Origin of the sequence: Staphylococcus saprophyticus subsp. saprophyticus ATCC 15305 = NCTC 7292 (assembly GCF_000010125.1) — a bacterium.
Classification (GTDB): Bacteria; Bacillota; Bacilli; order Staphylococcales; family Staphylococcaceae; genus Staphylococcus; species Staphylococcus saprophyticus.
The window spans coordinates 490,205-505,969 of the sequence record NC_007350.1 but is presented as its reverse complement, the minus strand read 5'-3'; the positions used below and the strand labels follow the sequence as shown (position 1 = coordinate 505,969).

Annotated in this window: 15 protein-coding genes; 9 read left to right on the top strand and 6 right to left on the bottom strand. The window is 33.4% G+C overall.

From position 1 onward, the window contains the following. Window positions 1-74: 74 nt before the first annotated feature. The 3 genes from SSP_RS02285 to SSP_RS02270 form a co-directional block, all read right to left on the bottom strand. Window positions 75-515, bottom strand: coding sequence for a DUF805 domain-containing protein (locus SSP_RS02285; protein ID WP_011302426.1), 441 nt, complete (start codon window positions 513-515; stop codon window positions 75-77). Between the two features lie 102 nt (window positions 516-617). Beyond that, the gene (locus SSP_RS02275) at window positions 618-2,216 is read right to left on the bottom strand and encodes a M20/M25/M40 family metallo-hydrolase (protein WP_011302425.1); all 1,599 of its coding nucleotides are present in this window, start codon (window positions 2,214-2,216) and stop codon (window positions 618-620) included. 251 nt (window positions 2,217-2,467) lie between these two features. Continuing rightward, window positions 2,468-3,859 carry an MFS transporter gene (locus SSP_RS02270; RefSeq protein WP_011302424.1) on the bottom strand — a complete coding sequence of 464 codons (1,392 nt, stop codon included), beginning with the start codon at window positions 3,857-3,859 and terminating at the stop codon, window positions 2,468-2,470. Window positions 3,860-4,282: 423 nt separating this feature from the next. Between SSP_RS02270 and SSP_RS02265 the strand changes: the two genes are divergently transcribed. The 9 genes from SSP_RS02265 to SSP_RS02225 all read left to right on the top strand — a co-directional run bounded on the left by SSP_RS02265 (window position 4,283) and on the right by SSP_RS02225 (window position 12,768). Then, window positions 4,283-6,058 (top strand): sensor histidine kinase, encoded by a 1,776-nt coding sequence (locus SSP_RS02265; protein WP_011302423.1) that lies wholly within the window; start codon window positions 4,283-4,285, stop codon window positions 6,056-6,058. After that, window positions 6,036-6,800 (top strand): response regulator transcription factor LytR, encoded by a 765-nt coding sequence (locus tag SSP_RS02260; RefSeq protein ID WP_011302422.1) that lies wholly within the window; start codon window positions 6,036-6,038, stop codon window positions 6,798-6,800. The genes SSP_RS02265 and SSP_RS02260 overlap by 23 nt, the downstream gene beginning before the upstream one ends. A 120-nt stretch (window positions 6,801-6,920) precedes the next feature. Continuing rightward, window positions 6,921-7,367 (top strand): antiholin-like murein hydrolase modulator LrgA, encoded by a 447-nt coding sequence (gene lrgA, locus SSP_RS02255; RefSeq protein WP_011302421.1) that lies wholly within the window; start codon window positions 6,921-6,923, stop codon window positions 7,365-7,367. Beyond that, entirely contained in the window at window positions 7,360-8,061 is a 702-nt protein-coding gene (gene lrgB, locus SSP_RS02250; RefSeq protein WP_002482419.1) for an antiholin-like protein LrgB, read from the top strand. The genes lrgA and lrgB overlap by 8 nt, the downstream gene beginning before the upstream one ends. Before the next feature lie 235 nt (window positions 8,062-8,296). After that, entirely contained in the window at window positions 8,297-8,809 is a 513-nt protein-coding gene (locus SSP_RS02245) for a DUF4242 domain-containing protein (protein ID WP_002482418.1), read from the top strand. Between the two features lie 424 nt (window positions 8,810-9,233). Beyond that, entirely contained in the window at window positions 9,234-9,974 is a 741-nt protein-coding gene (locus SSP_RS02240; RefSeq protein WP_002482417.1) for an ABC transporter ATP-binding protein, read from the top strand. A gap of 12 nt (window positions 9,975-9,986) precedes the next feature. Beyond that, window positions 9,987-10,937 (top strand): ABC transporter substrate-binding protein, encoded by a 951-nt coding sequence (locus SSP_RS02235; RefSeq protein WP_011302420.1) that lies wholly within the window; start codon window positions 9,987-9,989, stop codon window positions 10,935-10,937. A gap of 6 nt (window positions 10,938-10,943) precedes the next feature. After that, window positions 10,944-11,705 carry an ABC transporter permease gene (locus tag SSP_RS02230; RefSeq protein ID WP_002482415.1) on the top strand — a complete coding sequence of 254 codons (762 nt, stop codon included), beginning with the start codon at window positions 10,944-10,946 and terminating at the stop codon, window positions 11,703-11,705. A 13-nt stretch (window positions 11,706-11,718) separates the two neighbouring features. Continuing rightward, the gene (locus tag SSP_RS02225) at window positions 11,719-12,768 is read left to right on the top strand and encodes an acyl-CoA/acyl-ACP dehydrogenase (RefSeq protein WP_011302419.1); all 1,050 of its coding nucleotides are present in this window, start codon (window positions 11,719-11,721) and stop codon (window positions 12,766-12,768) included. Between the two features lie 580 nt (window positions 12,769-13,348). Here the strand turns inward: SSP_RS02225 and SSP_RS02220 are convergent. From SSP_RS02220 to SSP_RS02210, 3 genes are read right to left on the bottom strand one after another with little or no spacing between them, the layout of a single operon-like run. Beyond that, window positions 13,349-14,113, bottom strand: coding sequence for an alpha/beta hydrolase (locus SSP_RS02220; protein ID WP_011302418.1), 765 nt, complete (start codon window positions 14,111-14,113; stop codon window positions 13,349-13,351). Between the two features lie 18 nt (window positions 14,114-14,131). Next, window positions 14,132-14,821, bottom strand: coding sequence for an ABC transporter permease (locus tag SSP_RS02215; protein WP_011302417.1), 690 nt, complete (start codon window positions 14,819-14,821; stop codon window positions 14,132-14,134). Window positions 14,822-14,823: 2 nt separating this feature from the next. Continuing rightward, entirely contained in the window at window positions 14,824-15,765 is a 942-nt protein-coding gene (locus SSP_RS02210; RefSeq protein ID WP_011302416.1) for an osmoprotectant ABC transporter substrate-binding protein, read from the bottom strand.

The following is a 15,765-nucleotide window of genomic DNA, read 5'->3' as shown; positions in this document are numbered from 1 at the left end:
TTTTATTAATAAAAAAAACATGGAGATAGGAATCACATTTCATCATAATGATTTCCATCTCCATGCTTTATATTTTATAACCATTTTAATTGTGCATCTTCTACATTTTTCGAAGGTAGTAGTGTTTCTATCACTAATATAATAGTACAAATTATTGAAACAATGTTTAAGAAGACTGCTATACTGTCAACTTGGATAATATCAAAGACAATATTAACTACCACAGATAGAATAATTAATATGATCGCTGTTGTCCGTTTTCGACCAGCATCATAAAATCTTCGCAAGGTCACTGCAGCCATCGGGACAATGTTAGCTAATCCAAACAACCCTATTAAAGCTGACAATACTGCTGCTACAATGAATATACCGACAATAAAACTAAACGCACCAATCAACGCAATGATAAAAATACTGATAATATGTACCAATACTGGCGTCCAAAATTCTAAACGATTCGATTTACCTTTAAAATCTATATATCTTTTCCAATAATCTTTATACGCCTCTATCATAGCATTACCTCTCTAATTTAATTATATGGTTCCTCATTTGTATATAATCTTAATATATCGTAATACCCACATCACACTCACCCCATAGATGATAATCGGAAATTAAATATATGATTTTATGAGTTTCTCTAACACAAATGGTAATTCTTCAAAAGCACTTTTTTTATGCAATCGTTCACTCACTTTATGCGCATCTTTGCCAATAGGACCACAAAGTAATGTCGGCGCACTAATTTCTTTAATCGCCTCAAATGGAATCGTATACGTTGCATTAAAATTCGGTGTGTTCTTTTCGTAAGTTATCATTTGAGACATATCTCCAGCAAAATTTAAATAACTACTATCACTGATACCGTTAAAATAATGTATACGTTTACTCTGACATTGAAATTTTTCTTCAAATGTCTCTTTAACTAATGCGATGGTTTCCTCAATTTTTTGATCGTATGAAACATTTACAGCAGGATAATATGGTGTCGCAAAAAATGTCACAACTGCAGGTGCGATATTGCGACAAATTTGCATTAAGCGGTCTGTCACACGAATGCTCTGCATATGAAGCCCCGGCGTTTCTTTGATAACCTGTTGTATTTCTTTATCGATGCGTGATTCGCCATAATGTTTAATCGCATATTGTTTTAACTGATCAAAGGTGAGGACGTTGATTTTTGTTTCAAATTCAATGTCTTCGTTCTCTAATATTTTTAACCAATCACTTTCACAACGCTCTGTCGCACGAATGACCGTATCTATAAATTGTCTATATAAATCCGCTGGCTTTTGCTTAAATAGAAACATGTTATATAACCCCATTGTCCTAAATGGCGTTTGAACATCATACGTTTGTTTAATGTCTTTCGTCATAAGCGAAACAGGCAATGGTGTCGTTTCATTTTCAAATTCTTCTTTAAATAAATGGTTATACTCAATTGCTTGATTCATATAACTCATCATAAAATTAGAACTCAGACCATCTAATGGGTTACCTACATGTGTTTCTTTTCCGTAGCACAATACCCCAGGCATAATTTTACCTATAGAGCCAGAATAGATATAATGTTGTTCATCTGCACTTGCTTGTTGAAACGTTGGCTCACTATTCAAATGTAGTTGAATGTCTAATTGAAATGTTTGTTTTATTGAAGCTATCGTTTCCACTGCTTTTCTCATACCTGATGAATTTACTTCTTCATCTGGCACAGTTACTAATATCAAATTGATATCCCATACTTCTATACTTGCTAATTCGATTAATGATAAATGCAACATTAACCCAGCCTTCATATCCATCACGCCCCGACCAAAGAGGTAGGTGTCATTTTTTAAATCTTCAATAGCATCTGTACTTAAATAACTGCTGTATTGTGTGAAATCATATTTTAGTTTATCTGGGTCAAACGCATCTTCACGAAATGAGCCATAATCATCTACATCTACTGTATCGAAATGACTAATTAACACAATCGTTTTAGTTGTCGTGGGCGCCTTATAAAAGGCTACAACGGCCTCTTTATTATCTTCTGTAGTCTCAAGTAAAATTTGTGACTGATTTTTTTCAAAATAAGGAATCTGTAATAATAATTGCTTTATAAAACTCGGAAATGTTAATTCACCTTCCGTATTCGTCACAGTTTGATGATTTACTAAACGTTTTAATAAAATCAATCTGTCTTCATATGTTTGCCATAATAATTTAGTCAATTGATCACCCCCATATGTAAGCGCTTACTAGATTATAAACCGTTTTGAATTTCATAATCAATGCATTTAGTATTAAAATTTTTCAATACACTTATTTAACTATTAATTCTTAAATTTTCTTGATAATAAAAATAGAGCGGAACAGCAATCAAATCTTCTAGAAATGATTTCTCTGTCCCGCTCTAATAACAATGACGTTCTATGAAAGATAAGCTTCCAGGATCAATTCATATCACAGTTTGCATTCTATTTTAATTATTAAATTGATGTTTAGGCACGAGTAATAGAACAGCTAAAAATGCAATAATAGCTAATGCTGCATTAAATAACAAACCATACATGGCACCTACATGTATATTCGCAGTGGTTGTCATAACCGTAAATATTGTTCCTGACAACGCAACACCAAACGAATTACCTAAAGAGGACGCCATTTTATAGACACCAGAAGCGACACCTACTTTGTCATCAGGCGCTGTCGTAACAGCAGTGTCTGTAGATGGCGTTGCATACATACCTAATCCGATACCATAAATTAAGTAACCAAGTATACACATAACGATATACATCGGTGTAGGTAGGAATGTGAGTGAAATTAAAATAATACCAACAGCATTTAACCCTGCACCGATTAACATTGGACGTTTAGGTCCAATGTGTTGAAGTATTTTTTCTCCGACTCTAATCATTACAAGTACAGCCACAAGATAAGTAATCGTCATTGCGCCAGATTGGAATGATGTAAAATGAAGGCCTGATTGAAAATAAGTATTCGCTACAATTAAAGTACCGGCAACGGCATTTAATAAAAAGTTCGATACTGTTGCACCCGTGTAACCTTTATTTTTAAATATCCTAAAATCAATCAGCGGATTGTGTATTCTTGTTTCATAAAATAAGAATCCAATAACTGCAACAATAAAAATGAACATCAATGACAAAATGAGTGGTGAAAATAAACCATAATTTGAAGCTTGTGTAATAATCAAATTGACACTCAACATTGCAATAATTAAAATAATAAGTCCAATCGTATCAAATTTGGCGCGTTTCGTTTCTTTTGTTTGAACCGCCTTTGTTTCTGGCGCATGCTTCATTAAATACATCGCTGCGAGTGCCACAATAATAGAGATAATAAAAATTGATCTCCAACCTACAAAGGTAGACACCATGCCACCGAATAATGAACAAATACCTGTACCGCCCCATGAACCAATAGACCAATAGCTCAGGGCGCGTTGACGTCGGCTTCCTATGTAATACTCGTTAATGATTGCTAACGTTGATGGCATAATACACGCAGCAGATAAGCCTTGTATGGCTCTACCAACTACTAACAATGGTATAAATCCAGGAATAATAATCAGTAATGAACCGACAATACTTAAAATCAATCCTATATATGTCATTTTAACTCTACCATATCGGTCAGCTAGCCCACCAGCACCGACAACAAACAGCCCACACAATAATGCTGTGATACTTACTGCCACGTTAATTGTGCCATAATTTGTATCAAACGATGACTGAAGATCTGGTACGATATTTACAAGAGATTGTGCAAATAACCAGAATGTAATAACTCCTAAAAATATACCTACAAGAAGCCTATTATCTCCTTCAAATGATTGTGATGACTCCATATTCTTTTTTCCTCCTATATCCCCCAAAAAGCATTGCATCACTTCAAAAAAGATATACACGTTTTTAAACTCAAATTAAACATATTCTAAAAAAGTCTATATCTATTTCAAAATGAATCTTTTAAAATGAAATTAAGCTTTATTTATTTGTGAAAACATCAGACAATTATTTATTATATAATTTCTTTCGTTTTCACAAAATATTTAAAAACCCAATATTAACAAAATAACACTTAGCTATAGATATTGCTAAAAAACAGCGTTAAATGTATATTTGTAAACTCAAAGAGTAATATTCTCTTTAAAATTCATCGAATTATACTAAAATTTTATCGCTTAAAATGATAATTACTTTTCTGCAATAACATATAGCTAAAAAATTTCTGTATACTATATTAAGACAAACTATGATAAGGGTGCATTATGTTAAATTTATTTATACTACTTCTTGAACGTGTGGGCTTAATCATACTTATTGCCTATATACTAATGAACATCAACCATTTTAAAACAATGATGAATGAGCGCGAGAAACGACGTTCACAATGGCAATTAATTATTATTTTTGGTTGCTTCTCTATGATTTCAAACTTCACTGGTATACAAATCCGAGGCGATGAAATAATTAATGGAACTGTTTATAACCATCTAGACCCTGATGCTTCTTTAGCAAATACACGTGTTTTGACTATTGGCGTATCAGGACTTATCGGTGGTCCATTTGTAGCATTAGCAGTTGCCGTCATTTCAGGTATGTATCGTGTTTACATTGGTGGTGCTGATGCATATATTTACTTGATTTCATCTATTTTCATCGCTTTAATTTCTGGCTATTTTGGCTATAAAGCGATGCGTGCTAACCGTTATCCTACGATAGTCAAAGGTGCGTGCATTGGTGGTACAACAGAAATAATTCAAATGCTTTGTATTCTTTTATTTTCTGATAATACTGAACATGCGTGGACATTAGTAAAACTCATCGCTATCCCTATGATTTCGATTAATTCCATCGGTACAGCAATATTTTTATCTATTATTTTATCTACTATTAAACAAGAGGAAGAAACGCGTGCGATACAAACACATGATGTGTTACAGCTTGCTAACCAGACATTGCCTTATTTCCGCTCTGGTTTGAATGAGCAATCAGCGAAAAAAGCAGCAGAGATTATACTTAATTTAATGCGCGTATCTGCGGTAGCAATTACCAACCGTAAAGATATTTTGACTCATGTTGGCGTAGCGAGCGACCATCATGTTGCCCAAAAAGCAATTATTACTAATTTATCTAAACGAGCCATTCAATCTGGCACTTTAAAAGAAGCATATTCTAGTGAAGAAATCGGTTGTAACCACCCAGGATGCCCTTTAGAAGCAGCAATCGTAGTACCTCTACGCGTCAAGAATGATGTTGTCGGGACATTAAAATTATATTTTACAAATAAATATGATGTTAACTATTCAGATAAACAATTAGCAACTGGACTTGCTGAAATATTTTCCAGTCAACTTGAATTAGGTCAAGCTGAAACACAAAGTGCCTTAATACGTGATGCTGAAATTAAATCACTTCAAGCACAAGTTAATCCACATTTTTTCTTTAATGCAATTAATACCATTTCTGCATTAATACGTATTGATAGTGAAAAAGCACGTGAATTACTTTTACAACTCAGTCAATTTTTCAGATCTAATTTACAAGGTGCGCGTAATAACACGATTTCTTTAGAAAAAGAATTACAACAAGTAGAATCCTATTTATCTCTAGAACAAGCTAGATATCCGGACCGCTTCAATGTGTCGTTTGACATAGATCGTACTTGTTACGGCGCACTTGTACCGCCTTTTGCTATACAGATACTTGTTGAGAATGCCATTAAGCATGCTTTTAAAAATAGGAAATACAATAACGAAATTATCGTAAAAGCACACAAAGCTCAAACAGGTTTAGTCATTTCCGTATCCGATAATGGTCATGGTATCCCTTATGAAAAACTTGATAAAATTGGTAAAACCAGTGTCCATTCAGAATCTGGTACAGGCAGCGCGTTAGAAAATTTAAATCGCAGATTAGATGGATTGTTTGGTTATGAAGCAAGTCTTCAAATTCATTCCGATCACCAAGGCACACAAGTGAGTTGTACGATTCCGTACCATAATTTAGAGGAGGAAAAAATTGAGAGCAATCATTGTAGATGACGAACCCTTAGCACGTAATGAACTTCACTATTTGCTAAATCAAATAAACCATTTTGAAAAAATTGATAAAGCAGAAAATGTTTCTGAGACATTAGAACTATTACTTTATGATGATTATGATGTTATTTTTCTTGATATTAATTTAATGGACGAAAGTGGTCTTGATCTTGCCAACAAAATAAAGAAAATGAAACATGCGCCTTTTATCATCTTTGCCACAGCGCATGATACTTTTGCTGTAAAGGCTTTTGAATTGGATGCCATCGATTATATCCTTAAACCTTTTGAGCAACAACGTATTGCACAAGCAGTTCACAAAGTAGAACAAGCTTTGGGGCAAACTACCGAACATCATAGTGATAGTTATACAACAGCTTCTATGGATACTCAAAACAACGAAAAAACAAAAACAAGTAAAGTGCTCCCTATTGAGGTAAATGAACGCATTCATATTATTAACTTAGATGATATTATTGCAGTTTCGGTCAACAATGGTATTACTACAATCAATACAACACTCGACGATTTCGAAACTTCAGAGCCTTTGAGTCATTATGAAAAGAAAATTGAAACGCAAAATTTCATGCGTATCCATCGTGCAACATTAATTAATAAATCCCATATTCAAACCATTGAACATTGGTTCAATTATACGTATCAACTTACCATGACAAATCAATTAAGGTTTCAGGTTAGCCGCTCCTATATGAAAACTTTCAAACAAATGATGGGGCTTAATTGATAGTCACATTTCAATTTATGCATTTCAGCTCTAACGTGTCGTAAGTCACATCAAAAACGCTCCATCGTAATCGCTTTCATTTTATAATTAACTCAAGATCATTTTGGGAGGCAATTTTAAATGGGAGTAGAAAAAGAACAACGCAAAACGCACAATAAAATCTCTAAAACATATAATTTTTTCCATCAAGCGCTTGTTATAGCGATTATTATGTTTATTTCAAACATCATCGAAAGTTTCATGCCGGTGCCAATGCCAGCTTCAGTAATAGGACTTGTCCTATTATTTATTGCTTTATGTACTGGTATTGTAAAACTTGGCCAAGTAGAAACTGTTGGAACCACATTAACGAATAACATTGGTTTCTTATTCGTACCAGCAGGTGTTTCAGTCATTAATTCATTAGGCATATTAAGCACAAGTCCAATCCTAATTATATTATTAATTATCATTTCAACATTGCTCTTGTTGTTATGTACAGGATTTTTATCTCAGTTGCTTATTACAAAATCCTTTATTCCGAAAAATTCAAAACAAAAAAATTGGCGGAGGATAAATTATGATTGAACATTTAGCGATTAATACACCTTATTTTGGTATTCTACTATCACTTATACCTTTTATCATCGCAACTTTTTTATTTAAAAAGACAAATGGTTTTTTCTTGTTCACACCATTGTTTGTCAGCATGGTCGTCGGCATTGCCTTTTTAAAATTAACTGGTATTGATTACGCAAATTATAAAATCGGTGGCGATATCATTAATTTCTTCTTAGAACCAGCAACAATATGTTTCGCTATACCTTTATATAAACGTCGCGATGTCTTGAAAAAATATTGGAAACAAATCCTAGGCGGCATCACATTAGGTACAACTGCTGCACTTGTTTGTATCTATCTTATCGCCGAAGCATTCCAATTTTCTAATGGCATCATAGCATCTATGTTACCTCAAGGTGCGACAACTGCCATTGCATTACCCGTATCTGCAGATATCGGCGGCATCAAAGAGTTGACATCACTAGCAGTTATTTTAAATGGTGTGATTATATATGCTTTAGGATCTAAATTAATTAAGTTATTTAATATAACAAATCCTATTGCACGTGGTTTAGCACTTGGTACAAGTGGCCATTCGTTAGGTGTTTCTTCTGCACAAGAATTTGGTGAAACTGAAGCATCTATGGCATCTATTTCTCTAGTTATTGTTGGTGTGATTGTTGTAATCGTAGCTCCAATATTAGCAACATTACTATTATAATTTAATAACCCGCACACGTATAAAGTTAAATGACGTGTGCGGGTTTATTTTTTAAAAACTTAAATCTATACACGTATATTTTCTTACCTTACTGCACCCATTACAATTTAACCACTAACTATATACTATTTTTATAATTTATCAGAAAATTTAAATTACTTATTTTCATATCCTTGTAATCTGATAAGATTTATTGTATTATACACCTACTATTAATATTTGGAGGTTAAGATTTATGACATTATTTTTACTAGAAGCAAACGATTTGGCTTTTGCCTCAAATAAAAAAGAATTAGAAGATAAAGCTGCTCAATTAACAACTGGTGATGTACCTACTTTAATTGAAGTTCAAGCTACTGAAGACTTAACACATGGTTACTTTATTGTAGAAGCAAATAATGATACTGAAGCAAAACAATTTCTAGAAGATGCTTCAATTAATATAAATTTAGTTAAAGAAGTGCGTCTAGTTGGTAAAGAACTGGATGAAGTTAAAAAAGGCGATCCTAAAATTGACTACCTTGTAACTTGGAATATCCCAGAAGGTATTACAATGGATCAATATTTAGCACGTAAGAAGAAAAATTCAGTTCACTACGAAGAAGTACCGGAAGTACAATTCCAACGTACGTATGTTTGTGAAGACATGACAAAATGTATTTGTATGTACGATGCGCCAGATGAAGACGCTGTACGCCGTGCTCGTAAAGCTGTAGATACACCAATCGATGACATCGAAAAAATATAAAGAACTACTTTCTCAATAGAATTGAGATTAGTAGTTCTTATGCATTAGCTTTAGCTAATGTAATCCTTATATATTTCTCAATAGAATTGAGATTAGTAGTTCTTATGCATTAGCTTTAGCTAATGTAATCCTTATATATTTCTCAATAGAATTGAGATTAGTAGTTCTTAGGGAGAGGGACAGAAATCATTTGTTTTAATAAAGATTTCGTAGTCCCACCCCGGCAAGGATGACTAGGGTTGAATAAGCTTAATATAAGCGCAATTCAATCCAGTCATCTACTGCCTTTTTACAAAGTGATTAATCACTAGATTTTCTAAAAAGTAAATTCATAAACAACCACTTCACGGGCTATGTACTTGCATAGCCCTTTAGTGTAAACGCAATTCTTATTAAAACGATAAGAATAATTGAGGTGTCTACCGTGATTCATATTAATCGAGTTCATCATCAATTTGGAGAGAATACTGTCATTAACGATTTCGAACTAAATATAGATAAAGGAGAAATCATTACTTTTATTGGGAAAAGTGGATGTGGCAAATCAACTTTATTAAATATTATTGGAGGTTTCTTAACACCCTCATCTGGTTCTGTTAATATCAATGGTCAAATTAAACAAACGCCATCTCCAGATTGTTTGATGATATTCCAACATCATAATCTTTTTCCATGGAAAAATATCTATGACAATATACGCATTGGTTTAAATAAGCGTATGAGTAATGAAGAAATTAACCATCATTTAAAAAGTGTCGATTTAAATAATAAAGGCTCAGCATTCCCTGAATCATTATCTGGTGGGATGAAACAACGTGTTGCACTTTGTAGAGCACAAGTACATCAACCGAAAGTTATTTTAATGGATGAACCACTTGGTGCTTTAGATGCATTTACCCGTTATAAACTACAAGATCAATTGATTCAATTAAAGCATCAAACTGACGCTACTATTATTCTTGTCACACATGATATAGATGAAGCATTATATCTTTCTGACAATATTATTTTACTTGGAGAGGGTTGTGAAATTATCGATCAATATAAGATTAAGCAATCACATCCTCGTAATCGCAATGATAGCCATTTATTAAATATCCGTAATACTATCATGGAAAAGTTTGCCTTAAATCATTATATGGCAGAACCGGAATATTATTTATAAGGAGGCAGCATATTGAAAAAATTATTAATCCTTTCTCTAATATTCCTAGTATTACTTTCTGCTTGTACACAAAGTAATAGTCAAAAACAATCCGATAAAAAAGAAACTATAAAAATTGGTTATTTACCTATTACACATTCAGCAAACTTGATGATGACCCAACAAATACAGCAACAAACCAAAAACGCGAATTACAACTTAGAACTAGTAAGATTTAATAATTGGCCTGACCTGATGGACGCTTTAAATAGTGGCAAAATCGATGGTGCATCTACCTTAATCGAACTTGCGATGAAATCTAAAGAGAAAGGTTCAAATATTAAAGCAGTTGCTCTAGGCCATCACGAAGGTAATGTCATTATGGGACAAAATAACGAAACAATTTCAGACTTCCATAATCACGAAGATTATAGCTTTGCGATACCACATCGGTATTCGACACATTACCTACTATTAGAAGAAATGCGAAAACAACTTCATTTAGACTCTGATACCTTTAGTTATCATGAAATGGCACCTGCAGAAATGCCCGCAGCTTTAAGTGAAAATCGTATTTCAGGATACTCAGTAGCTGAACCTTTTGGTGCCTTAGGAGAAAAACTAGGCAAAGGACATACGCTAAAACATGGTAGCGATGTGATACCTGATGCATATTGCTGTGCACTTGTGCTCAGAGAGGATTTAATCAATCAACACCATCATACAGCACAAGCTTTTATGACTGATTATAAAAAAGCTGGTTATAAAATGAACAATAAAAAGCAAAGCGTAGAAGTCATGAGTAAACATTTTAAACAAGATAAAAAAGTTTTAAAACAATCAGCAGATTGGACTTCTTATGGAGATTTAACAATTGAAAAAGAAGGCTATAATAAAATCACTCATTTAGTCAAAGAACATAAATTATTTAACACACCTGACTATAAAGATTTTGTTGATCCAACATTATACAAGGAGGGCTAGTACGCATTGACACATGCATTAACTAAAAAATTCACTTTACCTATTATTAGTTTCATCATTTTCTTATTTATATGGCAATGCGTGATTTGGATAGGAAATTATCAACCTATCCTCTTACCTGGTCCTTTACTTGTTGCTAAGAGCATTTGGCAGTTCATCATTTCCGGGGAAATATTTTCTCATTTGTTTATTAGTTTATTTCGTTTCATAGTCGGATTTGTTCTTGCCATTTTAATCGGTGTTCCTATCGGATTTTTATTAGGTCGTGTAAATGCACTATTCCATGCCATCGAACCACTTTTACAATTAATTAGACCTATATCACCTATCGCTTGGTCACCTTTCGTTGTACTTTGGTTTGGTATCGGTAGCTTACCAGCTATGGCAATTATTTTTATCGCTGCTTTCTTTCCGATTGTTTTTAACACAATTAAAGGCATTAGACATATTGAACCTCAATATTTAAAAATCGCTTCAAATCTTAACTTAACAGGTTGGCAATTATATAAAAATATCTTATTCCCTGGTGCCTTCAAACATATTATGGGTGGTATTCATATGGCTGTAGGTACGAGTTGGATATTTTTAGTTTCTGGTGAAATGATTGGTGCCCAGTCTGGATTAGGCTTTTTGATAGTAGATGCAAGAAATATGTTGAACTTAGAAGATGTATTAGCCGCAATATTTTTTATTGGTTTGTTCGGCTTCATTATAGATAGATTTATTAGTTATTTAGAAAAATTAATTCTAAAACGATTCGGAGAATAAAGGAGACGTTATTATGAGTTTACAAACACTTATCGAAAATGAATTAGATCCATATTTAATTGAAATAGATGAAGGTACACACTATCCTAAACAATTTATTCAAACTTTATTTAAAGAAGGTTATTTTAAAGAAAATGATTTGAAAAATAATTTAGAAATTATTGAAGAAGTATCCAAATCTTGTCTAACTACAGGATTTTGCTTATGGTGCCAACTCGCATTCTCAACATACTTAGAAAATGCTGACCAAGCGCATTTAAATCATGATTTACAACAATCATTATTAAATGGTGATATATTAGGCGCAACTGGTTTATCAAATCCTATGAAATCATTTAATGATTTAGAGTCTTTCAATTTATCTCACCATTATCAAGAGGGAAAATTTTACGTAAACGGTAGACTTCCAGCAGTAAGCAATATCGGTTCTGATCACTACTTTGGGGCCATTTCAAAGTCTGAAACTGATGATGAATTAGTAATGTTTATTGTACATGCCAATCAAGATGGTATTATACTTGATGAGAAGTCGAATTTCTTAGGTGTCAATGGTTCAGCAACATTTGCGATAACGATGGATGATGTACTGATTCCTGACACGCAAATCATCACGCATGACGCAAAATCATTTGCCTCAGATATTCGACCAAAATTTGTAACACTACAAGTTCCTATTGCCCTAGGTTCCGTTCGTGCTTCACTTGATTTAATTCATAAATTCTCTGACGCACAAAATGGCATCAATAAATATTTAGAATACGACATTTCAGATTTTGAATCACGCTATAAACAGATCAAGCAAGACTTTTATAACCTTGTTGCAAAAAATGATTTGGATAATCAATTTGGCGAACTTATTCGACTTAAAAAAGAAGCTGGATATTTACTATTAGAAGTTAATCAGGCGTCTATGGTCAATGGTGGTTCAAGAGCATACTCTCCTAAAGCACCACAAGCACGTAAGTTGAAAGAAGGATTTTTCTTTGCAGCATTGACACCTACCTTAAGACATTTAGGTAAATTAGAAGAAGAATTTAAATCATTTAATTATACTGTAAATTAGTTTAAACTTTTCTAATATACGTAAAAAAGAGTCTGGACATAATAGTTGTCTCAGACTCTTTTTCGTTTAGGCAGTAGATGACTGAATTGAAAAATTTGATTTCTGTCCTACTCCCTCAAGACATAGACAAACATTGCGCAATAAATGTGCAGGGTTTGTCTATTTTAATTTTTTTCTTATTTTTGATTCCTAATTGTCTTTGTATAAGTAATATTTTAGTAAAATAACAGGTACTTTAGATGGACTGCTATTAATATGACAATATTTGTCTTCGATAAGTTCATAAATAAAATCTAAATATAATGCTAAATAGACTATAATTAACAAATGATTTTTTGGAACTAATATGTAGATAGGAATCAATCCCTATTAATGTGTTTAATTTATATATTATAATTTAGGCAGTGATTTATGCCGACTCCTGCGGGAATAGCACTAGCCGAAGACTACAGGCTAAGGCAGTGCCCGCGGAAAGCGTGCATAAAAAAACTGCCAACAAAGTCGGAGACTTTGTAGACAGTCTGAAGCATCCCCCTATGAGGATGCTTTTTTGTGACTCATATCATTCCAATTTGATTTTCTATATTCCTTCTATGAACCACTTGATTGCACGTTGTATCGCTTTATCCCAATATGCGTAATCATGTTCACCAGGTCCATCTTCAAATATGTTTGGTATTTGGCGTTTATTTAAATATTGTACAAACTGCTGATTGTCTCGGTATAAATCATCTTCTGTACCACACATGATAAGCAATTCGGGAATTTCTTTTTGTTTCTTAATCGCTTCATCCACTAAATAATACGGATCTAAGTTTGTATTTGCTACTTGTGCATTTGGACCAGCAATTGCAAATCCAGAATAATCATACCAATCATAATCAATCAAACCTTGTGCGTTAAATGCAGCAGATAAAGGACAAGCTTTCGCAAAACGATGACCTTCTAACAGCGCATATTTGATTGTGCCATAGCCACCCATCGAATGTCCCGCAATAAAATTGTCCTCTTTGCTAGTCGAGAGTGGTAATATTTGATGCGCATAATCCAATACTTCAAGTATATAATCATAATATTTATGACCATACACCATATTACTATAACCACTATGATCTGCATTCGGCATGATTACTGCTAATTGATGCTCATTTGCATACCGTTCAATACTCGTATAACGCATATACGACGTTTCGTCACTTGAAAGTCCGTGTAAAAGCAATAACGTTTTCAACGCTTTCGGTTGTGCATTTGAATCAAAATAAGTAGCGTCTTCAGGTAAAATCACTATAAAAGGATGATGCATACCAATCGTCGTCGAATTATAGTTTATTGATAATATTGCCAAAGTCAGTCACAACCTTTATTAATTAATACTTTGTGTTTCGTGTTTTTTCTTCTTATGCGTTTTATTAGATGGATCTAAACGTTTTTCCAAAAATCTTAAGAAGATATCAATTAAAATTGCAATTAAAGCAATTGGAATTGCACCAGCTAAAATAAATGTTGTTCCGTCTGTTGCATTCGTACCTCGAATAACAATGTCACCTAAAGTTGGCGCACCTATGAATGAGCCGACTGCAACAACCCCGATGGCTACAACAAGCGCAATTCTCAGTCCACCAAGAATGACTGATAAAGATAATGGTAATTCAATCATACGCAAGACTTGATTGCGCGTCATTCCCATACCTTTACCGGCATCTTTAATATTTTCATCGACACCAACAATACCAGTAAATGTATTTTTTATAATTGGTAATAGTGCGTATAAGAATACCGTTACCACTACAGTTGTAGGACCTAGTCCCATCACTAACATTAATATTGCTAACATCGCAATAACAGGTACAGTTTGAATGATGTTTGCAATGGTAATAATTGTCCAAGACAATTTTTTATATCTTGCAATGACGATACCAATAGGAATACCTACAATAGCTGCAAATAGAACACCATAAACAGACATAAGTAAATGCTTAATAAATAAATCCCATAGGTAGCCAAAGTTTACTGAATAATATTCAATTAATTGTTGAAATAAATTACCTTCCATTACTAATGACCACCTTTCTTATCATTTTCAAAATAGTTATGTGCTTTTAAGAATTTTTCAGCGACGACTGCAGGCTCTTGACCTTCACCATCAGCTTGATAATTAAGTTTCTGCATTTCACTCGTTGAAATTTTATTGTGTAATTTTTCTATTGTTGGTTTTAATTCTGGATGCTGTTTTAATAAATTATTTGTCGCCACTGAACTTGCGTCATAAGGTGGGAAGAAATGTTTGTCATCTTTCAATACTTTTAAATCATATGCGGCAATTCGACCATCCGTTGAATACCCGACTGCTACATCTAAATTATTCGAATTCAATGCATCATATACTAATCCGATTTGCATTGGTCGTACTGTATTAAAATCAAAGCCATATGCTTTCGTAAATCCTGGATAACCATCGCCTTCACGGTTTAACCATGAACTATCGACACCTAGTTTCAATTTATCGCTATGCGCTTTTAAATCAGACACAGTTTCTAAATTATATTTTTCAGCAGTTGCTTTAGTTACCATAAATGCATAAGTGTTTGCAAATCCATATGAATCAAAAAATGTTTGATCAAATTTCTTTTGGAAACCATCTTGTGTCGCTTTCATAGCTTTTTTTGGATCTTTAATAGGATCTTCATTTAATGCACCTGTTAAATCCGTACCATTATAACGGGCACCTGATAAGTTTGCATCACCATTTACGAGTGCGTTATGTTGAATGGTACTCGATCCTAAGTTGTTAATTAATGATGGTTTGATTTTTCCTTCTGTATCATGTTCTATTAATAGTCTCAACATATGAGACATAATTTGTGACTCGCTCGTTGCAAGTGCTGTGATTTTGACCTCGTCGTCTGAGCTATTTCCACCTAAACCGGGTAAACTACATCCAGATAACACCGTCAGACACAGTACAAGCACGATACAATACTGTTTTATCTTTTTCAT

Excerpts from the sequence above, each read along its gene's own strand:
- SSP_RS02285 (WP_011302426.1), bottom strand. The coding sequence starts at position 515 with ATGATAGAGGCGTATAAAGATTATTGGAAAAGATATATAGATTTTAAA.
- SSP_RS02270 (WP_011302424.1), bottom strand. The coding sequence starts at position 3,859 with ATGGAGTCATCACAATCATTTGAAGGAGATAATAGGCTTCTTGTAGGT.
- SSP_RS02265 (WP_011302423.1), top strand. The coding sequence starts at position 4,283 with ATGTTAAATTTATTTATACTACTTCTTGAACGTGTGGGCTTAATCATA.
- lrgA (WP_011302421.1), top strand. The coding sequence starts at position 6,921 with ATGGGAGTAGAAAAAGAACAACGCAAAACGCACAATAAAATCTCTAAA.
- lrgB (WP_002482419.1), top strand. The coding sequence starts at position 7,360 with ATGATTGAACATTTAGCGATTAATACACCTTATTTTGGTATTCTACTA.
- SSP_RS02245 (WP_002482418.1), top strand. The coding sequence starts at position 8,297 with ATGACATTATTTTTACTAGAAGCAAACGATTTGGCTTTTGCCTCAAAT.
- SSP_RS02225 (WP_011302419.1), top strand. The coding sequence starts at position 11,719 with ATGAGTTTACAAACACTTATCGAAAATGAATTAGATCCATATTTAATT.
- SSP_RS02215 (WP_011302417.1), bottom strand. The coding sequence starts at position 14,821 with ATGGAAGGTAATTTATTTCAACAATTAATTGAATATTATTCAGTAAAC.
- SSP_RS02210 (WP_011302416.1), bottom strand. The coding sequence starts at position 15,765 with ATGAAAAAGATAAAACAGTATTGTATCGTGCTTGTACTGTGTCTGACG.